The 22,769-nt window shown below is 71.9% G+C and carries 18 protein-coding genes; 7 read left to right on the top strand and 11 right to left on the bottom strand.

Going from position 1 to position 22,769, the window contains the following annotated elements:
* Positions 1-22: 22 nt before the first annotated feature.
* Genes ACFPLC_RS36820 through ACFPLC_RS36810 form a run of 3 tightly spaced genes read right to left on the bottom strand, consistent with a single transcriptional unit; the run spans position 23 to position 2,273 of the window.
* Complete coding sequence (locus ACFPLC_RS36820) at positions 23-910, bottom strand: aminoglycoside phosphotransferase family protein (RefSeq protein WP_378192755.1); 888 nt, start codon at positions 908-910, stop codon at positions 23-25.
* Positions 895-1,692: an SCO1664 family protein gene (locus ACFPLC_RS36815; protein ID WP_378192753.1), complete on the bottom strand. Its 798-nt coding sequence runs from the start codon at positions 1,690-1,692 to the stop codon at positions 895-897. Before ACFPLC_RS36815 ends, ACFPLC_RS36820 begins: the two co-directional genes overlap by 16 nt.
* A 2-nt stretch (positions 1,693-1,694) precedes the next feature.
* Positions 1,695-2,273 carry a DUF3090 domain-containing protein gene (locus ACFPLC_RS36810; protein WP_378192751.1) on the bottom strand — a complete coding sequence of 193 codons (579 nt, stop codon included), beginning with the start codon at positions 2,271-2,273 and terminating at the stop codon, positions 1,695-1,697.
* 77 nt (positions 2,274-2,350) lie between these two features.
* Here ACFPLC_RS36810 and ACFPLC_RS36805 point away from each other — a divergent pair, with 77 nt between their 5' ends.
* The 3 genes from ACFPLC_RS36805 to ACFPLC_RS36795 are packed head-to-tail and all read left to right on the top strand — an operon-like array spanning position 2,351 to position 5,564.
* Positions 2,351-4,270, top strand: coding sequence for a prolyl oligopeptidase family serine peptidase (locus ACFPLC_RS36805; RefSeq protein ID WP_378192749.1), 1,920 nt, complete (start codon positions 2,351-2,353; stop codon positions 4,268-4,270).
* The gene (locus ACFPLC_RS36800) at positions 4,267-5,166 is read left to right on the top strand and encodes a S66 peptidase family protein (RefSeq protein ID WP_378192747.1); all 900 of its coding nucleotides are present in this window, start codon (positions 4,267-4,269) and stop codon (positions 5,164-5,166) included. The genes ACFPLC_RS36805 and ACFPLC_RS36800 overlap by 4 nt, the downstream gene beginning before the upstream one ends.
* Positions 5,163-5,564, top strand: a complete 402-nt coding sequence (locus tag ACFPLC_RS36795; RefSeq protein WP_378192745.1) for a TIGR03668 family PPOX class F420-dependent oxidoreductase — start codon at positions 5,163-5,165, stop codon at positions 5,562-5,564. The genes ACFPLC_RS36800 and ACFPLC_RS36795 overlap by 4 nt, the downstream gene beginning before the upstream one ends.
* Positions 5,565-5,619: 55 nt before the next feature.
* On the opposite strand, the gene mptB is transcribed toward ACFPLC_RS36795, so the two are convergent.
* The 5 genes from mptB to ACFPLC_RS36770 form a co-directional block, all read right to left on the bottom strand.
* Entirely contained in the window at positions 5,620-7,155 is a 1,536-nt protein-coding gene (mptB, locus tag ACFPLC_RS36790) for a polyprenol phosphomannose-dependent alpha 1,6 mannosyltransferase MptB (RefSeq protein ID WP_378192743.1), read from the bottom strand.
* A 141-nt stretch (positions 7,156-7,296) separates the two neighbouring features.
* Positions 7,297-8,949, bottom strand: coding sequence for a dipeptide ABC transporter ATP-binding protein (locus ACFPLC_RS36785; protein ID WP_378192741.1), 1,653 nt, complete (start codon positions 8,947-8,949; stop codon positions 7,297-7,299).
* Positions 8,946-9,842 (bottom strand): ABC transporter permease, encoded by an 897-nt coding sequence (locus tag ACFPLC_RS36780; protein WP_378192740.1) that lies wholly within the window; start codon positions 9,840-9,842, stop codon positions 8,946-8,948. The genes ACFPLC_RS36785 and ACFPLC_RS36780 overlap by 4 nt, the downstream gene beginning before the upstream one ends.
* Positions 9,839-10,864, bottom strand: coding sequence for an ABC transporter permease (locus tag ACFPLC_RS36775; protein ID WP_378192738.1), 1,026 nt, complete (start codon positions 10,862-10,864; stop codon positions 9,839-9,841). The genes ACFPLC_RS36780 and ACFPLC_RS36775 overlap by 4 nt, the downstream gene beginning before the upstream one ends.
* Positions 10,865-10,867: 3 nt before the next feature.
* A complete protein-coding gene (locus tag ACFPLC_RS36770; protein ID WP_378192736.1) occupies positions 10,868-12,700 on the bottom strand; it encodes an ABC transporter substrate-binding protein in 1,833 nt (610 codons plus the stop codon).
* A gap of 181 nt (positions 12,701-12,881) precedes the next feature.
* Here ACFPLC_RS36770 and ACFPLC_RS36765 point away from each other — a divergent pair, with 181 nt between their 5' ends.
* The gene (locus ACFPLC_RS36765; protein WP_378192734.1) at positions 12,882-13,709 is read left to right on the top strand and encodes a M55 family metallopeptidase; all 828 of its coding nucleotides are present in this window, start codon (positions 12,882-12,884) and stop codon (positions 13,707-13,709) included.
* On the top strand, positions 13,702-15,000 hold the full coding sequence (locus ACFPLC_RS36760) for a M20/M25/M40 family metallo-hydrolase (protein WP_378192732.1): 1,299 nt from the start codon (positions 13,702-13,704) through the stop codon (positions 14,998-15,000). Before ACFPLC_RS36765 ends, ACFPLC_RS36760 begins: the two co-directional genes overlap by 8 nt.
* On the opposite strand, the gene ACFPLC_RS36755 is transcribed toward ACFPLC_RS36760, so the two are convergent.
* Together ACFPLC_RS36755 and ACFPLC_RS36750 are read right to left on the bottom strand one after the other, a co-directional pair.
* Positions 14,997-15,722 (bottom strand): dienelactone hydrolase family protein, encoded by a 726-nt coding sequence (locus ACFPLC_RS36755; RefSeq protein WP_378192730.1) that lies wholly within the window; start codon positions 15,720-15,722, stop codon positions 14,997-14,999. The genes ACFPLC_RS36760 and ACFPLC_RS36755 overlap by 4 nt on opposite strands.
* A gap of 24 nt (positions 15,723-15,746) precedes the next feature.
* Positions 15,747-16,712: a zinc-binding dehydrogenase gene (locus ACFPLC_RS36750; protein ID WP_378192728.1), complete on the bottom strand. Its 966-nt coding sequence runs from the start codon at positions 16,710-16,712 to the stop codon at positions 15,747-15,749.
* Positions 16,713-16,766: 54 nt separating this feature from the next.
* Between ACFPLC_RS36750 and ACFPLC_RS36745 the strand changes: the two genes are divergently transcribed.
* Entirely contained in the window at positions 16,767-17,528 is a 762-nt protein-coding gene (locus ACFPLC_RS36745; protein WP_378192726.1) for a helix-turn-helix transcriptional regulator, read from the top strand.
* On the opposite strand, the gene ACFPLC_RS36740 is transcribed toward ACFPLC_RS36745, so the two are convergent.
* The gene (locus ACFPLC_RS36740; RefSeq protein WP_378192724.1) at positions 17,518-18,156 is read right to left on the bottom strand and encodes a class I SAM-dependent methyltransferase; all 639 of its coding nucleotides are present in this window, start codon (positions 18,154-18,156) and stop codon (positions 17,518-17,520) included. The two genes, ACFPLC_RS36745 and ACFPLC_RS36740, sit on opposite strands and share 11 nt — an antisense overlap.
* Positions 18,157-18,363: 207 nt before the next feature.
* Between ACFPLC_RS36740 and ACFPLC_RS36735 the strand changes: the two genes are divergently transcribed.
* Positions 18,364-22,689 carry a GH92 family glycosyl hydrolase gene (locus tag ACFPLC_RS36735; protein ID WP_378192722.1) on the top strand — a complete coding sequence of 1,442 codons (4,326 nt, stop codon included), beginning with the start codon at positions 18,364-18,366 and terminating at the stop codon, positions 22,687-22,689.
* The last annotated feature ends 80 nt before the right edge of the window (positions 22,690-22,769 follow it).

Genomic DNA, 22,769 nt, shown 5'->3' with positions numbered 1-22,769 from the left:
CGGCGGGGTCATGCCACGCCGGTCAGCGGGCCAGTTCCAGGACCGCGTCGGTGAACGGTGTCCGCTCGCCGCGGCGCAGCGGCGCCAGTGCGACCAGCGGCGCCATCGCCACGCACCAGGCGCGGACGCGCTCGGCGTCGAAGTCCGCGACGTGCGGGGCGAGGGCGGCGATGCCCTCGTCGAGGGTGCCACCGGCGGTCATCGGGACGTAGACGAAGTCGATGGCGTCGAGGGACGGGTCGCCGAGTGCGGGCCGCGGGTCGATGGCCACCGCCCCGCGTCCGGGGCCGGCGTCGAGGACGTTGGCGGGGTGCAGGTCGCCGTGGACGAGCGTGACCGGCCCGCCGGCGGCCAGCTCCAACGCGCGCTGACGCCCCAGCGCCAGCACCTCGGCGCTCAGGTGCGCGGCGGCCGGGGACTCACGGCGGCGGCGTTCGGAGAGGTCGAAGATGAACTCGATGCCCTCGGCGAGCCGCCGGAACTCCCCGGGAGGCTCGACGGAGCGCAGTTGGGTGAGCAGTTCGCCGATCTCGGCCCAGGGCACTTCGCGGCCGGTCAGCTCGGTCCCGGGGACCAGGCCTTCGAGGAGGATGGCGTTCGCCTCGAGGTCGGCGTCGAGGATCTGGACGACGCGGGAGCACCCGGCCCAGGCGCTCAGCCCGGCGAACTCCAGCCGGGCGACCTCCGGGTCCGGGGTGAGCTTGAGGACCTGCCGGTCGCCGCCGGGACCGGTGCACAGCAGGGTGCGGCCGGTGTTGCCGGGCCGGGCCTCGCGGACGGTCAGCCCCCACTTCGCGGTGAGGCGGGCGACCAGGTCCGGGAGCGTGTCGCACCACGGCTCGGCCAGCTCCGCGCCGAAGCGGTCGGCGAGCCGGGCCCGGGCCGCGTCGTCGATCAGAACAGCGGCCACGGGATGGCGCGCCAGTCGTCGCCGGGTGCGGGGAAGATGCCCTCGGCCAGCAGGACGTCGGTGCGGTTGGCCAGCGCCCGGATCTCGAACTTGGTGATGTGCTCGGCGAGGGTCTTGCCGAGGCTCCCGTCGATCTCCGAGCGCAGCTTGCGCAGCTTCTCGACGGTGTCCGGCGGCACCGGCTCGCCGATCCAGCCCCACAAGACCGTCCGCAGCTTGGGGTCGGTGTGCAGGCAGATGCCGTGGTCCACGCCGTAGACGCGGCCGTCGACACCGGGCAGCAGGTGCCCGCCCTTGCGGTCGGTGTTGTTGGCGATGATGTCGAGCACGGCCAGGTCGCGCAGGCCGGGGTGGTCGGCGTGGGCCAGCACCGCGGGTTCGCCGAGCCGGTCGTGGGCGTGCAGCACCGGGCGCCAGCCGTCGGGGACGTCGTCGGGCGGCAGGACCTCCACCAGGTCGTCTTCGGTGGTCTCCACCCAGAGCTGGACCATGCCGGGGCCGAACGGCCCGTCGCGCAGCACGGTCGGCGGGATCGCGCCGATGCCGGCGGCGTCGGCGATGATCGCGGTGGCGACCTCGCGCCCGGCCAGGGTGCCGTCGGGGAAGTCCCACAGCGGCCGCTCCCCCGACACCGGCTTGTAGACGACCCGGCCGGTGACGCCGTCGAGTTCGATCGCGCAGAAGAGCGTGACGTTGGAGGCGTCGACCAGCCGGCCTTCGACGTCGATGCGGCCGTGGGTGACGAGTTCGCGGGAGGCGGGGTCGGCCGGGGTGCTCGCCATGGTCAGTCTTCTTCGCCCGCGTCGGTTTCGCGCCGGTAGCCGTTCTGCCGGGGGCAGATGTGCCCGCTCGGGTCGAGCGGTTCGGCGCACAGCGGGCACGGCTTGCGGCCGGCGTTGACGACGCGGTCGGCGCGCTCGGCGAAGGCCCGGGCGGCGGCCGGGGAGAGGAAGACGCGGACGGCGTCCGGGCCCTCCTCGGTGTCGTCGAGCACGACCGTTTCGTCGACCTCGCCCTCGGTGATGGCGAGCAGCTCGATGACGACCGCGCTGCTGTCGGCGTCCCAGCCCAGGCCCATGGTGCCGACCCGGAACTCCTCCTCCACCGGGACGGTGAGGGGGTCGAGGTCGACGAGGTCCTCGGGCGCGTCGTCGGGGACGTCGGCGCCGAACCGGCTGGCGACCTCCTCCAGCAGCGAGCTCAGCCGTTCCGCGAGGACGACGACCTGCTGTTTTTCGATGGTGACGCTGATCGTGCGCACGTCCTCCGACGCCTGGAGGTAGAACGTGCGATCGCCGGGCTCGCCGACGGTGCCGGCGACGAACCGATCCGGCTGGCGGAAGACGTGGATTTCGCGAGACATAGCACTGTCGACCCTAGGCCACCGGCGCATGATCGGCATCCGCCGCCCCACTCTTCGCGGGCCGCTAGCCTCGGGGGGTGTCTCGGATCTCTCCGTACGGAACGTGGTCTTCGCCCATCACCGCCGCCGAGGTGGCCGCCGCCGGTGGGGGCCCGCAGTGGCTCGACGTCGTCTCCGGCGAGGTGTGGTGGGCCGAGGGGCGACCCGGTGAGCAGGGCCGGGTCGCGCTGGTCCGGGCGGTGCCGGGCGGTACCGAGGACGTGCTGCCGGCCCCGTGGAACGTCCGCAACCGGCTGCACGAGTACGGCGGCCGGCCGTGGGCGGTGGCCGACGGGGTCGTGGTGTTCACGCACTGGGCCGATCAGCGCGTGTACGCGCAGAGCGAAATCGGCGTGGTGCCGCTCACGCCGTCCCCCGCGCAGCCGCAGAGCGTCCGCTACGGGGATCTGCGGGCCGGGCGGCCGGGCGAGGTGTGGGCGGTCCGCGAGCGCAGCACCGGGCCGCGTCCCACCGACATCGAGCGCGAACTCGTCGCGATCGCCGTCGACGGCGGCGGTGAGCGGGTGCTGGCCGCGAGCCACCGGTTCCTGACGGTGCCGAAGCTGTCGCCGGACGGGCGGCACGCGGCGTGGTTCGGCTGGGACCACCCGCGGATGCCGTGGGACGGCACCGAGCTGTGCGTGGCGCCGGTCGACGGGGCGGGCGCGTTCGGGCCGCACCGGGTGGTGGCCGGCGGCGTGGACGTCTCGGTGTGCCAGGTCGAGTGGGAGACGCCGGAGGCGCTGCTGGCGCTGGCGGACCCGGACGGCTGGTGGAACTTGCACCGGATCGGCCTGGACGGCTCGGTGGTGAACCTGGCGCCGGTTGACCAGGAGCTCGGTGGCCCGCTGTGGAAGGCGGGGTCGCGGTGGTTCGCGCCGCTGGGCGGCGGCAGGCACGCGGTGCTCGCCGGCGGGCGGCTGGCGGTGCTCGACCCGGCCGACGGCTCGGTGACGCCGGTGGACGGCGAGCTGACGGCCTGGTCGTCGACGGGCTTCGCCGTTCTCGATGACGCAGTGGTGGGTGTCGCGGGCGGCCCCGCGCGGGAGTCCGCCGTCGTGCGCGTGGCCCTCGACGGCACGGTGACGGACCTGACCCCGCAGCCGGAGCTGCCCTCGGCGTTCCTGCCGGTGCCGCAGGAGCGGGTGTTCACCACCGCCGGCGGCGAGACCGTGCCGGTGGTGCTGTACCCGCCGCGGAACCCGGATTTCGCGGCCCCCGATGGCGAGCGGCCGCCGCTGCTGGTGCACGTCCACGGTGGCCCCACCGGGCAGCACTTCGCCGAGCTGGACCTGGAGATCGCGTACTTCACCAGCCGCGGCATCGGCGTCGCGGCGGTCAACTACGGCGGGTCGACCGGGTTCGGGCGCGCCTACCGGGAGCGGCTGCGGGAGCAGTGGGGCGTGGTGGACGTCGCCGACTGCGTGGCGGTGGCCGAGGCGCTGGTGGCGGCCGGGCTGGCCGACGGTGACCGGCTGGGCATCCGCGGCGGCAGCGCGGGCGGGTTCACCGCGGCGGCGTCGCTGACGACGACGAAGACCTACCGGGCGGGCACGGTGATGTACCCGGTGCTGGACCTGGCGGGGTGGACCGGCACCGAGGGCGAGACCCACGACTTCGAGTCGCGGTACCTCGACGGGCTGGTCGGGCCGCTGCCCGAAACGCGGCCGCGGTACCTGGAGCGTTCGCCGCTGGCGAACGTGGGCGGGCTGGCCGGGCCGGTGCTGTTCCAGCAGGGCCTGGAGGACCGGATCTGCCCGCCGGAGCAGGCCGACCGGTTCGTGGCGAAGCTGGCCGGGCGCGGGATCCCGTACGCCTACCAGCGGTTCGCCGGGGAGCAGCACGGTTTCCGGCAGGCGGCGACGATCGTGGCGGCGCTGGAGGCCGAATTGTCGTTCTACGGCCAGGTGTTCGGGTTCGAGACGCCGGGCGTGGCGCGGCTGGAGCTGTCCCGGTGAGGCCGCCGCGGCTGCGGGCCGGGGACACCCTCGCCCTGGTGGCGCCGGCCGGGCCGGTGCCGGCGGACCTGCTGGAGAAGGCGCTGCCGGTGCTGCGCGGCTGGGGCGTGGAGGTGCGGGTCGGGCCGTGCGTGCGGGCTTCGCCCGGGTCGCCGCCGTACCTGTCCGCGCCGGACGCCGCGCGGGCGGCGGAGTTCACCGAGGCGTGGCTGGATCCGGGGGTGCGGTGCGTGCTGGCCGCGCGCGGCGGCTACGGCGTGCAGCGGATGCTGGACCTGGTGGACTGGGCGACGCTGCGGGCGGCGGGTCCGAAGGTGCTGGCCGGGTCGTCGGACATCACGGCGCTGCACCGCGCGGTGGACGTCCACCTCGGACTGTCCACTTTGTTCTCCCCGATGCCGGCGAGCGTGCTGTTCGACGACTTCGCGCAGGAGCACCTGCGGCGTTCGCTGTTCGAGCCGGAGGGGACCCTGGTGGTGCGCGGCGGCTCGGCGCTGGTGCCGGGCCGGGCGTCGGGGGTGCTGACGGGCGGGAACCTGTCGCTGCTGGCAGCGGGGATCGGGACGCCGGAGCACGGGTCGGCGCGGGACGCGATCGTGCTGCTGGAGGACGTGACCGAGAGCGTGTACCGGCTGGACCGGATGCTGACGCAGCTGCTGCGCAGCGGCTGGTTCGACGGCGTCCGCGGGATCGTGCTGGGCTCGTGGGCGGCGTGCGGGGATCCGGCCGACGTGCGGGCACTGGTGGTGGAGCGGCTGGGGCCGCTGGGGGTGCCGCTGGTCGAGGAGTTCGGGTTCGGGCACGTGCCCTCGTCGCCGACGCTGCCGCTGGGGGTGCCGGTGACGCTGGACGCGGACCGGGGGACGCTCACGTTCGACACCCCCGCGCTGACGTGACCCCGGACGAGGCCCGTTCCCGGTTCGCGCAGTCGCGGGTGGCCCGGCTGGCCACGGTGTCGGCGGCGGGCGTGCCGCACCTGGTGCCGGTGACGTTCGCGGTCCGGGGCGACCGGGTCGTGTTCGCGGTGGACCACAAGCCGAAGTCTTCGGTGGCGTTGCGACGCCTGCGCAACATCGAGGAGAACCCGGCGGTGTGCTTCCTGGCCGACGGCTACGACGAGGACTGGTCGCGGCTGTGGTGGGCCCGCGCGGACGGCACCGCACGGGTGCTGCCGCCGGGGGCCGAGCCGGTTTCGTGGCTGGTGGCGAAGTACGAGCAGTACGCGGAGCGGCCGCCGGAGCACGCGGTGGTGCTGACGGACGTCCACACCTGGCGAGGCTGGTCCGGCTCGTGAGTGGTAAGGCGGGTTAGAACCCGCCTTACCACTCACGAGGGCCGCGGGAGATGGGTCAGTCGCGGAGGAACTTTTCCGGGCGGCGCCAGGCGTCGATGATGCCGAGCGGGTCCGGGCGCAGCAGCGAAGCCGCCGAGTACAGGCTGGCCAGCACGACCCCGGCGATGAACCACCAGTCGTACAGGGCCTGCTCACCGGTCGGGTAGTACACCAGCGTCACGAACACCGACACGGCCACCACCAGCGCCAGGTGCCGCGGTTGCCACTTGAACGCCGACAGGAGCACGAAGCCCCAGGTCAGGTACCACGGGAGGGTCGGCGGCATGAGGATCGCCACCGCCAGCAGCGAGATGCCGGCCCGGTAGACCGCCTCGGTGCCGCCGCCGCGGGCGAGCCACCACTGGCGGACGCCGAAACCGATCAGCAGCAGCATGCCGGCCGCGCGGGCGACCGTCACGAACGGCGAGACCTGGACGTCCACGATCAGGTGGACCAGGTTGTAGAACACCTCGCCGATGCCGGTGGGGATGTTGAGCCAGTTCGCGATCAGCTGCGGGGCCTTGAGCCCGGACCACCAGCCGAGGTTGAGCGATCCCAGCGAGATCCAGGTGCCCGCGACGAACACCGGCAGGAACAGGCCCACCGACGCGGCGCCGGCCCGCAGGAAGTTGCGGACCTTCGACTCGCCGGTGAGGTGGTTGGCCCACATCCAGACGATGAACGGCAGCGCGATCGCCGCGGTGGGCTTGATCAGCATGCCGATGGTGACCAGGACGACCGCGACGACGTGCTTGCGCTCCAGGGCGGCGAGGACGCCGATGGTGAGGAACGCGAGCATCATCAGGTCGTTGTGCGGGCCGCCGAAGAGGTGGATCACCATCATCGGGCTGGCCACCGCGAGCCACAGCGCGACCGGGAGCCTGCCGCCGAGGTGCTTGACCAGCCGCGGCAGCGCCCACAGCGTCCCCGCGAGGCCCACCAGCAGCACGACGCGCATGAGGATGACGCCGAGGATCATGTTGTCGCCGGTGGTGGCGACCACGCCCTTGGAGATCAGCAGGAACAGCGGCCCGTACGGGGCCGGGGTGGTCTGCCAGAGCGGGTGGACGTTCTGCACCACGTTCGGCAGCACGTCGAGCTCGGCGGGCCCGTTGGCGTACGGGTCGAGCCCGTAGAGCAGCTGGGCGCCCTGGCCGAGGTAGGAGAAGACGTCGCGGGTGAACAGCGGCGGCGACACCAGCAGCGGCGCCATCCAGCAGCCGGCGGCGACCAGGATCGGGCGGCTGCCGATGCGGCCGGCGAGCACGTAGCGGCCGAGCCGGACCCACGCCCACACGACCATGCCGAAGCCGGTGTAGAGGACGGCGTTGGCGAGCATGCGCCCGTGGCCGTAGCGGACCCAGGAAAGCGGGCCGTGGCCGAGCACGGGGTCGGAGATCAGGATGCCGCCGGCGCCGAGGGCGGCGATCATCAGCAGGGTGCTGCCGACGGTGCCCATCGCGATCGTGCGGTAGGGGAATCGCGAGGGCACGCGGAGCCGCTCGGCCACGCCGGTCGAGGGGGTCTGTGCGGGGTCGGTGGTGGTCGCCATTTCCGTTCGGAGATTACACACTGCGCCTGAGTGGCCTTCCCGCAGTGCCGGTTTCCCGGGTGCCCCAGCCAGTGCCGGATGCAGTGAATGACTCATTCCTGGCATCCGACGCCAGGAATGAGTCATTCACTGCGTTGGGGCTCAGGTTCCGACGGCGCGGTGCTGGGCGGTGCCGCCCGGGAGGGCGGCCAGCAGGGACTTCGTGTACTCGTGCTGCGGGTCGAGCAGGACCTGCTCCACGGTTCCGGTTTCGACGAGCTCCCCGCGGTACATCACGGCGACCCGGTCGGCGATGTTCCAGGCCAGGCCCAGGTCGTGGGTGATCACCAGCGCCGCGAGGCCGAGTTCGCGGCGCAGCCGCATCAGCAGGGCGAGGATCTCGCCGCGGACGGAGGCGTCCAGGGACGCCACCGGTTCGTCGGCCACCACCACCGACGGTTCGAGCGCCAGCGCCCCGGCGATGACGACGCGCTGGCGCTGGCCGCCGGAGAGCTGGTGCGGGAGCCGGTCGGCGTACTTCTCCGCGGGCCGCAGTTCGGCGGCTTCGAGGGCCCGGTGGACGACGTCCCGTTCGTCGGCGAGCCGGTGGATCCGCGGCCCTTCGGCGACGGCCTCGTACACCGTGTGGGCCGGGTTCAGCGCACTCGTCGGGTCCTGCAGGACGAGCTGGACCTGACGGCGGTAGGCCTTGAGCCCCGCGCCGGAGGCCGGGACGGGTTTCCCGGCGTAGCGGACCACGCCGGAGTCGGGTTTCTGCAGGCCGAGCAGGGTGCGGGCGAGCGTGGTCTTGCCGGAGCCGGACTGCCCGACCAGGGCGACGATCTCGTCGCGGGACACGGTGAGGTCGACCCCGGCGACGGCGTCGATCCGCTTGCCGGTGCGGTCGCGGAAGGACACGCGCAGGTTCTCCGCGGCCAGCAGCGGCTCTGCGCCCACTACCCGATCGGCGGGTTCGGGCGGCAGCGGGTTGCTGGTGGCCGGGGCGAAGCGGGACGCCGGGTCGCCGACCGTCGGGAACGCCGCGGCGAGCGCGCGCGTGTGCTCGTGCCGGGGCGAGCCCATCACTTCGGCGCTGGGGCCTTCTTCGACGATCTGCCCGTCGTACATCACCGCGATGCGCTCGCAGGTGGCGGCGAGCACGGACAGGTCGTGGCTGATCATGATCAGTCCGATGCCCTGTTCGGCGACCAGTTTGGACAGCAGCGCGAGGACCTGGGCCTGGACGATGACGTCCAGGGCCGTGGTCGGCTCGTCGGCGATGATCAGCCGGGGCGAGCAGGCCAGGGCCATGGCGATCATGACGCGCTGCTTCTGCCCGCCGGACAGTTCGTGGGGGTAGGCGCCGGCCCGGCTCGGGGGCAGGTCGACCTGGGTGAGCAGCTCGGCGACGCGGGCGTCGACCTGGTCGTCGGTGAGGGCCCCACCCGAGGGCGGGTGCAGCCGCAGCGGTTCGGCGATCTGCTCGCCGATCTTGCGGACGGGGTTGAGCGCGTGCATGGCGCCCTGGAACACCACCGACGCCTCGGCCCAGCGGACCGCGCGCAGCCGTCCCCACTTCATGGCGGTGACGTCTTCGCCGTCGAGGAGGATCTCGCCGGTGATCTTCGCCGTGCGCGGCAGGAGCCGCAGCACGCTCATCGCGACGGTGGACTTGCCGGAGCCGGATTCGCCGGCCACGCCGAGGGTGCCGCCGGGGTCGAGGGTGAGGTCGACGCCGCGGACGGCGGGCACGTCCTTCTCCCCCACCGCGTAGGTGACGGTGAGGCCGGTGAGCTGCAGCAGCGGGGTGGTCACTTCTTCAACCTCGGGTTGAACACGGTCTCCAGGCCCCGGCCGACCAGGGTGAAGAAGAGGACGACGAGGACGATGGCGATGCCGGGCGGGAGCACGTTCCACCAGGCGCCGCGGCTGATGGCGCCATTGTTGAGCGCGTCTTCCAGCACCTTGCCCCAGCTGACGGAGTTGGCGTCGCCGACGCCGAGGAAGGACAGGGTCGCGTCGGCGATGACGGCGTTGCCGACGACGAGGGTCGTGTTGGCCAGCACGAGCGGCATCACGCCGGGCAGCACGTGCCGTCCGATGATGTGCAGGTGGCCGCCGCCGAGGGCGTGGGCGCGCTCGATGTAGGGGCGGCTCTCGATGGTCAGCGTCTGCGCGCGGACGAGCCGGGCGGTGCTGGGCCAGGCGGTGAGGCCGATGGCGAGGATGATCGTGCCGACGCCCCTGGGCAGCACCGCGGAGAGGGCGATCGCGAGGATCAGCGAGGGCAGGACCAGGAAGAAGTCGGTGAACCGCAGCAGGGTGGCCGACACCCAGCCGCCGAAGTGGGCGGCGGTGATGCCGATCAGGGTGCCGATGACGACCGACAGCAGGGCGGCGGAGAACCCGACGAGCAGGGAGATCCGGGTGCCCCAGACGGTCATCAGCAGCACCGAGCGGCCGAAGTTGTCGGTGCCGAGCCAGAAGTCGGCGTTCGGCGGGGACAGCGGTGCTCCGGTGGCCTTCGTGACGTCGAGGCCGGTCTCGTCGCTGATCAGCGGCAGGAGCAGGGCGACGAGCACGGTGGCGCCGAGCAGGACGAGCCCGGCGAGGGCGGCCCGCTGGCCGGCGAACTCGTGCCAGGTCCTGGTCAGCGACGCGCGGCGGCGGGCCCAGGCGATCTGCCGCGGTGTCTCGGCGGTGGTCATGAGGTACGCACCCTGGGGTCGAGCACGCGGTAGAGCAGTTCCGCGAGCAGGTTCATCAGCACCACCGCGCTCGCCAGCACGGTGAAGACGCCTTGGAGCACCGGCAGGTCGGGGCCGTGGAGGGCCTCGTAGGTGAGCTGGCCGAGGCCGGGCCAGCTGAACACGGCTTCGACGGTGACGGCGCCGGCGAGGACGTGGCCGAACTGCATGAACACCAGCGTGGTGGTGGGCAGCAGGGCGTTGGGGACGGCGTGGCGGCGGCGGACGAGGTCGTCGCGCAGGCCCTTGGCGCGGGCGGTGGTGAGGTAGTCGGCGTTCATCTCCCCCAGCAGCGACGACCGCATGATCAGCATGTACTGGGCGTAGAACACCGCCAGCAGCGTCACGCACGGCAGCACCAGGTGGTGCAGGACGTCGAGGGTCTGGGACAGCACGTCGGGGGCGGCGTCGGGTGAGTGCATGCCGCGGCTGGGGAACAGGCCGCCGGTCACCACGAGCAGCATCAGGCCGAGCCAGAACTGCGGGACCGACCACAGCGTCAGGGCGATCCCGGTCTGGGAGCGGTCGAAGAAGCTGTCGCGGCGCCAGGCGGCGCGGATGCCGAGCCAGAGGCCGAGGAGGACGGCGAGCAGGGTGGCGCTGCCGACGAGCAGGATGGTCGGCCAGAGCCGTTCGCCGATCATGTCGGCGACCGGGCGGCCGTTGTTGAGCAGCCGGGATTCGCCGAGGTCGCCGTGCAGCAGGTTCCAGAAGTAGGTGCCGAACTGGACGAAGACGGGCTTGTCGAGGCCCATCTTCTCGCGCAGTTCGGCGATCTGCTGGGGGCTGGTGACCCGGTCGCGGGTCATCGCCGCGACCGGGTCGCCGGGCAGCATCCGGAAGAGGAAGAAGAACAGCACGATCACCAGCACGATGCTGATCAGCGCTTCGGCGATCTTGGTGAGGACGAACCGGGCCGTGCCGGTCCCGCCGCGGTGCTCGTCGGGGTCGGCGAGCACCGCGGCTTGTTCGGGGGCAGTCATGTCCTACTCGCGGTCTTCCGAGGTCTTGGTGCGGCGGCTCAGTGCGATGCCGCCGCCGACGAGGACCACCACGACGACCGCGCCGATGACGATCCACAGCACGGTGTTGCCGCTGCCGGAGCCGGCGGCGTCGGTGGTGCCGGCGGGGGTGGCGCCGTAGACGCCCCAGTAGCCGGTCTGCTCGAGGATGGCGCCCTTGGGCTGCGGCTGGGTGGTGAAGCCGGAGAACTTGTCGGAGCGGTAGGCCTCGAGGGCGTTCTGGTAGTCCAGGACGATGGTCGGGACCTGGCTGTAGAGCCGGGCCTGGGCCTGCTTGACGTAGTCGGCGCGCTTGGCGTCGTCGGTTTCGGTGAGCTGCTTCTTGTACAGCTCGTCGTAGGCGGCGTCGCAGAAGAACGTGTCGGTGCTGCCGCCCTTGCCGTCGGCGGTGGGGCGGGCGGCGCAGGTGTGCAGCGACAGCGCGTAGTCCGGGTCGGGGTTGGTGCCGTAGCCGCCGATGGCGAGGTCGTACTTGCCGACCTGGGTGCGGTCGGACAGTTCGTCGTCGGAGACCAGGTCCTGCTTGACGGTGATGCCGATGTCCTTGAGCCAGCCGGTGACGTACTGGGCGACGCCCTGGTCGTAGCTGCGGTTGGCGTGGCCGGTCAGGCGCAGTTCCAGCTTGGCGCCGCCGGGGGCGGTGCGGACGCCGTCGGGGCCCTTCTGGTAGCCGGCCTGCTCCAGGGTGGCGTTGGCGGCGGCGAGGTCGAACTTGATGCGCTCGGCGTCGCTGGGGTCCCAGTGGTAGGCGGAGTAGACGGCGGGCACGACACCGCCGCCGACCTGGCCGAGGCCCTTGAGGACCTTGTCGACGATGGCCTTGGTGTCGACGGCCTGCGCGATGGCCTTGCGGACGTTGAGGTCCTTGAGGACCGGGTTGCCGTCACCGATCGGGTTGTTGGCGTTGTCGGTGACGCCGAAGTTGATCGACAGCTCGTCGTAGCGGCGGCCGGGGGCGGCGTTGGTGGTGATGCCCTGCTGGCCCTGCAGCGCGGTGAACTGGTTGGGGTTGAGCCGGTTGATGACGTCGACTTCGCCCTGCTTGAGCGCGTTGACCGCGGCTTCGGTGTCCTTGAACTGCAGCAGCTGCAGTTCGTCGACCTTGGGGGCGCCGCGCCAGTAGTCCTTGTTGGCCTTGAACTTGACGTACTCGTTGGGCTTGTACTCGGTGAGCTGGTAGGGGCCGTCGGAGACGCCGGCGACGGCGAGGGTGTCGGTCGAGGGGTCCTTGAGGTCCTTGACCGGTTCCCAGATGTGCTGGGGCACGATCGGGACGTCGAGCAGGTTCATGTTGACCTGCACGGTCTTGGTCTTGATGACGAGCGTGGTGTCGTCGGGGGCGGTGACCGTGTCGAAGTTGGCCACGTAGTTGCCGTTGGCGGTGCGGGCGTTCTCGTCGGTGAGCATCCGGTTGAACGTGAACGCCGCGTCCTTCGCGGTGACCGGCTGCCCGTCGCTCCACTTGACGCCGCTGCGGATCTTGAACGTCCAGGTCAGCTTGTCCGGCGACGGGGTCCACGACTCGGCCAGCGCGGGCGAGGCTTCGGCCTTCGCCGCGTCCGGGACGGTCAGGAACTCGAAGGTGAACCGGCCGATCTGGGTGGACGCCGAGAGCACGGCGGTGAACGGGTTGAGGTGGTCGATGCCGGTGGTGAGCGCGACCCGCAGCACCTTGCCCTGCTGGGCCTGGGCGGGAACGGCGAGCGGGATCGCCGCCAGCGTCGCGGCCGCGACGACCGCGCCCACGCGGGCGAGCCGCCCGGTTCTGTGTTGCACCTGCACCGAAAACCACCCCATCGTTCGCTTGTGAGCCTCCCCAAGGACGAGAAGTAACCACATATCGGGACAACCGCGCAATATGTTGCCACCTCGGCAGGTGCCCGATCGTTATCGACGTCCTGATCGTCACGCTGGGTGATATTCGGCAATGGCGGCGTTCCGCGTCCGGGGCCCGGGCGTGCTGGCTAGAGTGCGCGGCATGCGCATCCTGATCTCGGCGGACATGGAGGGCGCCACCGGCGTGACCTGGACCGACGACGTCGTGCCCGGTTCGCCGCAGTGGGACCGCTTCCGGCGGCTGTTCACCGGCGACGTCAACGCGGTGCTGGCCGGGCTGTACGAGGCCGGGGCGAGTGACGTGCTGGTCAACGAAGCCCATTCCTCGCAACGGAACCTGCTGCTGGAGGACCTCGACCCGCGGGCGCGGATGCTCACCGGGCGGCACAAGCCGCTGTCGATGATGCAGGGCGTCGATTCCGGTGTGGACGGTGTGGTGTTCCTCGGCTACCACGCCGGCGCGGGCTTCGACGGCGTGCTTTCCCACACCTACCTGGAGAACCAGATCACCGGGGTGTGGCTGGACGACGTCCCGGCGAGCGAGGGCCGGCTGAACGCGGGCATGGCCGCGGAGTACGGGGTCCCTGTCCTGCTCGTTTCGGGTGACGACAAAACGTGTGACGACGCCCGTGATTACGCTCCGGAGGCGGAGCTGGTCCAGGTGAAGGAATGCGTGAGCCGGTACGCGGCGATCTGCCTGCCGCCCGCGCGCACGGCGGAGCTGCTGACCGGCGCCGCGGCCGACGCGGTGGGCCGGGCCGGCCGGGAAGAACGCCAGGTCGGCCCGCACCGGATCGAGGTGGAGTTCGACGCCAGCCACCTGGCCCAGGCGACGGCGGTGATCCCGACGGTGGAGCAGATCGGGACGCGGCGGGTCGGGTTCGACGCGCCGACCATGACCGAGGCGATGAAGTGCTTCAAGGTGGTCACGGCGATCGCGGCGGGGGCGGTGCAGGGTATCTATGGCTGACGTCGTCGAGCTGTGCGCGGACCTGATCCGGTTCGACACGACCAACCGCGGGAACAACGACGCGAACCCGGAGCGGCCGGCGGCGGAGTACGTGGCCGCGTTCCTGGACGGCCTGGGCATCCCGTCGCGGATCCTGGAGGCCGCACCGGGCCGGGCGAGCGTGGTCGCGCGGGTACCGGGCACCGACCCGGCGCTGCCGGCGCTGCTGGTGCAGGGGCACCTGGACGTCGTCCCGGCGGACGCGGCGGACTGGTCGGTGCCGCCGTTCGCCGGCGAGGTGCGCGACGGGTACCTGTGGGGCCGCGGCGCGACCGACATGAAGGACTTCGTGGCGATGGTGCTCGCGGCGCTGGCCGGCGGGGCGCGGCCGCGGCGGGAGCTGGTGCTGGCGTTCGTCGCCGACGAGGAGGACCGCGGCGAGTGGGGCGCGCACTGGCTGGTCTCTTCCCACCCCGAGCTGTTCGAGGGGTGTGCGGCGGCGATCAGCGAGTCGGGTGGCTACACCTACCACGTGCCCGCGGCCGACGGCCGGGACGTGCACCTGTACCCGGTCGGGACGGCCGAGCGCGGGACGGCGCACCTGCGGCTGACCGCACGCGGCCGGGCCGGGCACGGCTCGCGCCCGAACGACGAGAACGCCGTCACCCGGCTGGTGGGTGCGCTGCACCGGATCGCCGCGCACCGCTGGCCGGTGTCGCTGACCCCGGCGGTGCGGGCGTTCCTGGAGCGGACCGGCGCGGCGCTGGGCGTCCCGGTCGATCTGTCCTCTTCGGACTCCGTGGCCGCGGCCGTCGCCGCGCTCGGGCCGGCGGGCTCACTGGTGCTGCCGACCGTCCGCAACAGCACGACCCCGACGATGCTGGACGCGGGCTACAAAGTGAACGTGATTCCCTCGACGGCGACCGCGCAGGTCGACGTGCGGGTGCTGCCGGGCACCGAGGAGGAGTTGTTCGCCGTGCTGGACGAGCTGCTCGGCGAGGGCGTGACGCGCGAGTTCGTCGCGCACCAGCCGCCGGTGCAGGCGCCGGTCGACTCGCCATGGTTCACCGCGATGGCGAGCGCGTTGCAGGCGGAGGATCCCGAGGCGGTGGTGGTGCCGTACTGCCTGGGCGGCGGGACGGACGCGAAGGCGTTCGCACAGCTGGGAATCGACTGCTACGGCTTCGCGCCGCTGTGGCTGCCGAAGGGGTTCCCGTACCGGGCGATGGCGCACGGGGTGGACGAGCGGGTGCCGGTGGACGGCCTGCACTTCGGCACCCGCGTCCTGACCCGGTTCCTCGAGAACTGCTAGAGGGCGCGGTCGAGGAGAGCCAGCAGGCTTTCCCAGTGCCGCTTCAGGGCGGCGGGGTCGAAGGCGTCGGTGTCGGCCATGGTGAAGCCGTGGACCGTGCCGGGGTAGATCTCGGAGGTGTACTCGAGGCCCGCGGCGTCCAGGGTCCGGTTGAGCTCGCCGAGGGCCTCGGGCGTCAGGTCGGTTGCGGCGTGGCCGAAGTGGGCCCGCGCGGTGATCCGGTGCAGGCGGTCGGGTCCGGCGGCGGCCACCGGAGCGTGGAACGCGGCGAGCGCGGCCACCCGGTCGGGATGAGCCGCGGCGGTGTGGGTGGCCAGGAGGCCGCCGATGCAGTAACCGGTCGTCGCGACCGGGCCGGGACCGACCTCCGGCCGGGCGGTGAGGAACTCGACGTAGGCCTCGGCGTCGCGCAGGATCCGTTCGGTGGTGTGCGCCTCGATCATGGGCATCAGCCGGGCGAAGATCGCGGGCCGGGCCTCTTCGCCGATGTGCTCGGGGAGTTCGAGCACCGGCGCCGGGCCGTGGCGGTAGAAGGTGTTCGGGACGAGCACGTAGTAGCCGTGCTCGGCCAGCTCGGCGGCCATCTCCCGCAGCACGGGCCGGATGCCGAAGCCGTCCGGGTACATCAGCACCCCGGGGTGCGGTCCGCCGTCGGCGGGGAACGCGGCGAAGGCGTCGGCCTGGCCGTCGGCGGTGGGGATCTGCAGTGACTGGGTGGGCATGATCACCGAGCCTAGGCCACCGGGTCAGGGCACGACGACGAGTTTTCCGGCGGCGCGGTCCTCCTCCATGTACCGGTGGGCGGCGGCGATGTCGCCGAGGCGGAAGACCCGGTCGACGTGCGGGTGGTAGGTGCCGGCTTCGACTTCGCCGATGATCCGCCGCAGCAGGTGCGTGCTGCCTCGGCGGTCGTTGCTGTGGAAGGCGGTCAGCTTGGTGCCGGAGGGGATCTTCGCGATGGGCTCGAAGTCCGGGACGATCCAGCCGCTGAGCGAGCCGGCCACGCAGACCGTGCCGCCGCGGCGGACCAGGCGCAGGGAGTCCACCGCCGTGCGGGCGCCGACGAGGTCGAGGACCCAGTCCGGGCCCTCGGGCCACAGCCGCGGCAGGCCGGTCAGCGGGCCGCCGTCGTCGATGAGCACGTGGCCGGTCAAGGCGGCCGCTTTGCCCGGACGGCGCGTGGTCGCGGCGACGTCGAGGCCGTGGGCGGTCGCGATGGCGGCGGCGGCCAGCCCGACCGAGGACGTGCCGCCGCGGATCAGCAGCCGTCCGGCGCTGCCCGGGCCGATCCCGAGCGCGTCCAGCGCGCCCTGCGCGGTCAGGTAGGTCTCGGGGAGCGCGGCCAGCACGTCCCAGGCCAGGGTGGTGGTGACCGGCATCAGCAGCGGGTTGGGCAGCAGGGCGTATTCCGCGTAGCCGCCGTCGAAGGCGCGGCCCATCTCCCCCATCACCGCCGCGACCGTGGTGCCCTCGGGGATCCGCGGGTCGGTCGAGGCGGCGACGGTCCCGACGCATTCGATCCCGAGCACCCGCGGGAAGACCACGTCCGGGGAGTGCCCCTGTCGGGTCCGCAGCTCCGACCGGTTCAGGCCGGCGCCCTCGACCCGCACCAGGCTCCAGCCGTCCCGGACCGCCGGAATCGGCAGCTCCCGGATCTCCAGCACTTCCGGCCCGCCGGCCCGGGCACACACCGCCGCTCGCATCGTGTTCATGCGTCCACTGTCACCGCCGGACCGGGTGGCCGACCACCGGTAGAATGCCAAATCATGCCCGAAACCCGCCAAGCCGAGCCGACGTCGCGGATCTGGCCGTCCGGCGGGGTGCACCTGTGGCCGCCGGGCGGCACCAGCGAGGCGGCCGCCCACGACCGCGGTCACCTGGTCTACGCGGCCCGGGGCGTGCTGTCGGTGCACACCGAGCGGGGGACGTCGATCGTGCCGGCCAACCGGGTGGCCTGGACGCCGGCCGGGTTCGTCCACCGGCACCGCGCGCACGGCCACACCGACATGCGGATCGTGTTCCTCTCGGCGGCGTCGGCCCGGCTCGTCTCCGGCCGTCCCGCCGTGTTCACCGCTTCGCCCCTCGCCCGGGAGGTGCTGCTGGCCCTCACCGGCCCGCGCGAGTACGACCGGGCCGCCAGTGCGCGCCTGCGCCGGGTCCTGGTGGACGAGCTGCGTGAAGCGCCCGAGCAGCCCCTGCACCTGCCCGAGCCCCGCGACGACCGGTTGCGGGCGATCGCGCGGCGGCTGTACGCCGACCCCGGGGACACCGCCTCGCTGGCGGAGCTGGGGCAGCGGGTCGGCGCGAGCGCGCGCACGCTCAGCCGGTTGTTCCGGGACGAGCTGGGGATGACGTTCCCCGCGTGGCGCACGCAGGTGCGCATCGGCCACGCGCTGATCCTGCTCGCCGACGGCCACGACACCGCGTCCACGGCCCGGGCGTGCGGCTGGGCGAACCCGAGCCACTTCATCGCGGCGTTCACGGCCGTGGTGGGGACGACACCCGGCCGGCACCGGGCTAGCGGGTGAAGGTGGCCCAGTAGCGGGCGCCGTCGTGGATGGTTTCCAGGCTGACCAGCCGGACGCCGTCCTGGGCCACGGATTCGACCTCCGCGCGGCTGAACGGCCACGGCGGGCCCTGCCAGTTCGCCATGTCCTGATTTTCCTCCGCCACCTCGCTGACGAGGGCTGTACCGCCCGGGGCGAGGAACGAGGCCAGTGACGCCACGGCGGCGGGCCGGAACTCCCGCGGCATGGCCTGGATGTTGATGATCTCCACGACCAGGTCGAACGCGCGGGCCCAGTCGGCCGGCGGGTGCAGCAGGTCGGCCACGACGTAGTCCACGGCGGATTCGGGGAACCGGGCGCGGGCGGCCTCGACCGCGGTCGGGGCGACGTCGAAGGCCGTGACGGCCCAGCCGTGGGCGGCCAGCAGCTCCGCGTCGTCGCCCAGCGCGCTGCCCACCACCAGGGCCCGGCGGCCGTCGCCGGGGCGGACCCAGGCGGCCAGGTCGGGGTTCGGCTTGCCGCGGGTCCACGGGACCTCGGCCTCGCCGCGGGCGGCGGCGGTGTAGAGCCGGTCGAACCAGGCGGTCGGGTCGCCTTCGGCGAGGGAAGCGCGGGCGAGGACGCGGTCGGCGGGTTCGGGTGTCGTCATGATCGTGACGATAGCGAGGCCGCCGGGCCGTGGAGAGGGGATTTCGCGCGGGTGGAAAAGCCGCCGTGTTTTCCGCGTTGTCTGATTCCGGTCAGGTTTGGCGAGCGGTCTTGACATCGATGTCACCCGCGCGTTTCCCTTCGGTGGCGCCGCCGGTCCCCGCCTGCGCGGCGCTGCTGAAATCCGCCCTCCGAGCTTGGAGCAACGATGCCCCGAAGCGCCAGACCGCCGGTCGCTTTCCTGGTGACCGCCGCTGTGGTCGCCGCCGGCCTGGTCGCCCTCCCCGCGGCCTCGTCCGCCGCCGAAGACGCCCTTCCGCCCGACTTCTCGTCCTCCTTCGAGCCCGGTGACGTCCAGCCGACGTGGACCGACACGGTCGACACCGACGCGGCGGGCAAGCCCCGCGCGTCCGGGATCAACGGCGCGAACGGCACCGCGATCCCCGGCGACATCCGGGGCAAGGTGACCGAAACCAGCGCCACCAGCGAGAACACCGGCGGCGGCGAGGTCGTCGCCAACCTCGTCGACGGCACCACCGACACGAAGTGGCTGTCCTGGGACCCGACGGCCTCGGCGCAGATCACGCTGTCGGAGCCGACGTCGATCACGCACTACGCGATCTCCTCGGCCAACGACTTCGCCGAGCGCGACCCCCGTGACTGGACGCTGCAGGGCTCCGACGACGCGAGCTCGTGGACCGACCTGGACAAGCAGGCCGATCAGGCGTTCACCGAGCGGTTCCAGCAGAAGGACTACAAGCTGGCCGCGCCGACCGCGGCTTACCGGTACTTCCGGCTGGTCATCACGCGCAACAACGGCGGCCCGATCCTGCAGCTTTCGGAGCTGCTGCTGGCCAACGACGAGCCCGCGCCGCCGCCGTTGCCGAACATGCGCACCTTCACCGACTCCGGGCCGACCACCGGCTACACGAACAAGAACCGCGTCGGCTTCACCGGCCTGAAGGCGTTCCGCTACTCCGGCAGCCAGACCCAGCCGCACGGCTTCTCCTACAACAAGGTCTTCGACGTGAACCTCCCCGTCGTGGCCTCGACCGAGCTGTCGTACAAGGTCCAGCCGCAGTTCATCACCGGTGACCTGAAGTACCAGAGCACGAACGTGGCGATCGACCTGGTCTTCACCGACGGCACCCGGCTGCGCGACCTCGGCGCGACCGACCAGTACGGGTTCCCGCTGACGCCGGAGGGCCAGGGCAAGAGCAAGGTCCTCTACACCAATCAGTGGAACCTGGTGCGCTCGGCGATCGGCACGGTGGCCAAGGGCAAGACGATCGACCGGATCCTGGTCGGCTTCGACAACCCCGACGGTCCCGGCTCGCTGCAGGGCTGGCTGGACGACGTGAAGATCTCGGCGACGCCGACGCCGCCGGCCAGCACCCGCCCGACCGACAACGTGCTCACCACGCGCGGCACGATGGCCAACGGCACCTTCTCCCGCGGCAACAACTTCCCCGCCACCGCGGTGCCGCACGGGTTCAACTTCTGGACCCCGGTGACCGACGCGAACGCCGACAACGGCGACGTGCGGTGGATGTACAACTACCACTCCCAGAACAACGAGCAGAACCTGCCGGAGCTGCAGGCGTTCAGCGTCAGCCACGAACCGAGCCCGTGGATGGGCGACCGGCAGACCTTCCAGGTGATGCCGTCGGCGGCCACCGGGGTGCCGGACGCCAACCGCGACGCCCGGGCGCTGGCGTTCAAGCACGACAACGAGACCGCTCGCGCGCACTACTACGGCGTGCAGTTCGAGAACGGGATCAAGACCGAGATCGCCCCGACCGACCACGCGGCGGTGTTCCGGTTCTCCTTCCCGGGCGGTGACTCGAGCCTGATCTTCGACAACTACAAGAACCAGGGCGGGCTGACGCTCGACACCGCGAGCGGCACGCTGTCGGGCTACACCGACGTCAAGAGCGGCCTGTCGGCCGGGGCGGGGCGGATGTTCGTCTACGCCACCTTCGACAAGCCGGTCACCGCGGGCGGGAAGATCACCGGCCAGGGCCGCGACAACGTCACCGGCTACCTGCGGTTCGCCGCGGGCGCCGACAAGACGGTGACCATGCGGATCGCGACGTCGCTGATCAGCGTGGACCAGGCCAAGAAGAACCTGGCCCAGGAGATCGCGCCGAACGCGACCTTCGACACCGTCCGCGACGCCGCCCAGCGGCTGTGGGACGACCAGCTGAAGGTGATCGAGGTCGAGGGCGCGTCTAAGGACCAGCTCACGACGCTGTACTCCAACCTCTACCGGCTGTTCCTCTACCCGAACTCCGGGTTCGAGAACACCGGCACCCCGGAGAAGCCCAAGTACCAGTACGCGAGCTTCGTCTCCCCGAAGGCCGGCGCGGACACCCCGACGCAGACCGGCGCGAAGATCGTCGACGGCCAGACCTACGTCAACAACGGGTTCTGGGACACCTACCGCACGACCTGGCCGGCGTACTCGCTGCTCACGCCGGACATGGCCGGGAAGATGGTCGACGGGTTCGTGCAGCAGTACCGCGACGGCGGCTGGATCTCGCGGTGGTCCTCCCCCGGCTACGCCGACCTGATGACCGGCACCAGCTCGGACGTGGCGTTCGCCGACGCCTACCTCAAGGGCGTGCGCAACTTCGACGTCAAGGCGTCCTACGACGCGGCGCTGAAGAACGCGACGGTGACCCCGCCGAACAACGCGGTCGGCCGCAAGGGCATCGACGAGGGCATCTTCCTCGGCTACTCGCCCAACACGGCCGACCACGGGTTCTCGTGGTCGATCGAGGGGTACGTCAACGACTTCGGCATCGCGAACCTGTCGAAGAAGCTCTACGACGAAGCTCCGGCGAGCGACCCGCGCAAGCAGGAGTACCTGGCCAACTACGAGTACTTCACCAGCCGCGCGCAGCAGTACGTGAACCTGTTCGACCCGAGTGTCGGGTTCTTCCAGGGCCGGGACGCGGCGGGCAAGTTCAGCCGGTCGCCGCAGGACTACGACCCGCGGGTGTGGGGCATCGACTACACCGAGACCAACGGCTGGGGCATGGCGTTCTCCGTGCCGCAGGACGGTCAGGGCCTGGCGAACCTCTACGGCGGCAAGGCCGGCCTGGCGAAGAAGCTGGACGCGTTCTTCGCCGACCAGGAGACCGCGAACTTCCCGGGCTCCTACGGCGGGGTGATCCACGAGATGCGGGAGGCCCGCGACGTGCGGATGGGCCAGCTCGGGCACTCCAACCAGGCCTCGCACCACACGCTCTACATGTACGACTACGCGGGCCAGCCGGCCAAGACGCAGGCGAAGGTCCGCGAGGCGCTCTCGCGGCTCTACACCGGCAGCGAGATCGGCCAGGGCTACGCGGGTGACGAGGACAACGGCGAGCAGTCGGCGTGGTGGACGTTCAGCGCGCTGGGCTTCTACCCGCTGCAGATGGGCAGCCCGAACTACGCGATCGGGTCGCCGCTGTTCAAGAAGGCGACGATCCACCTGGCCGGCGGCAAGGACCTGGTGATCAACGCGCCGAAGAACAGCGCGAAGAACGTCTACGTCCAGGGCGTGAAGGTCAACGGCAAGGCGTACTCCTCGACGTCGCTGCCGCACGACCTGATCGCCCGCGGCGGGGTCATCGACTTCGACATGGGCCCGAACCCCTCGGCGTGGGGCACCGGCCCGGACGACGCGCCGAAGTCGATCACGACCGGTGACGCCGCTCCGGCGCCGCTGCACGACGAGACCGGCCCGGGCCGGGGGACGCTGTCCACTTCGGACGGCTCGAACGCGGCCGCGCTGGTGGACAACACCTCGCGCACCCAGGCCGCGGTCACCGGGGCCGTGCAGTACCAGCTGAACTCGACCGACGAGGCCGTCACGCACTACACGCTGACGTCCCAGACCGGTGCGGGTGACCCGAAGAGCTGGGTGCTGAAGGGCTCCTACGACGGCAAGACGTGGGCGGTGGCCGACCGGCAGGAGAACCAGGCGTTCAGCTGGCGGCAGCAGACCCGCGCGTTCAAGGTGGCCGACCCGGCGCACTACGCCTACTACCGGCTCGAGGTGACCGCGACCAGCACCGGCGCCCCGGCGCAGCTGGCCGAGTTCGAGCTGCTGGGCAAGCCGGACGCGGCCTGCACGAAGACGATCACGGGTGCTTCGTCCGGTCCGCTGTCGGTTTCGAGCGGGACGGTGTGCCTGGAGAACGCGACGGTGTCGGGCCCGGTCACGGTGACCGGCGGCGCTTCGCTGATCGTCCGCGGCGGCCAGATCAAGGGCCCGCTGGCGGCGACGGGTGCGGCTCAGGTGGTGCTGAACCGCACGAAGGTGGCCGGTCCGGTGGCGATCACCGGGGCGACCGGGACGGTGTCGATCGAGCTGACCGACATCGGCGGGCCGGTGGCGCTGACGGGCAACCACGGGCCGGTGCTGACGTCGAGCACGGTGGGCGGCCCGCTGGCGTGCGCGGTGAACAACCCGGCGCCGACGGATCACGACCTGCCGAACACGGTGCGCGGCCCGGTCGCCGGGCAGTGCGCCAAGATGTAGCCCTTGCGGTAGTGCGGTGAAGGCCACTCCGGTCACTCGGGGTGGCCTTCACTCTTTTCGTCCGGAACCGTTGCAGTGAA

This window comes from Amycolatopsis plumensis, from assembly GCF_042652605.1.
Taxonomy (GTDB): Bacteria; Actinomycetota; Actinomycetes; order Mycobacteriales; family Pseudonocardiaceae; genus Amycolatopsis; species Amycolatopsis plumensis.
Note: the sequence above shows the minus strand (reverse complement) of the source record. Positions and strands in the feature narration are given on the sequence as shown.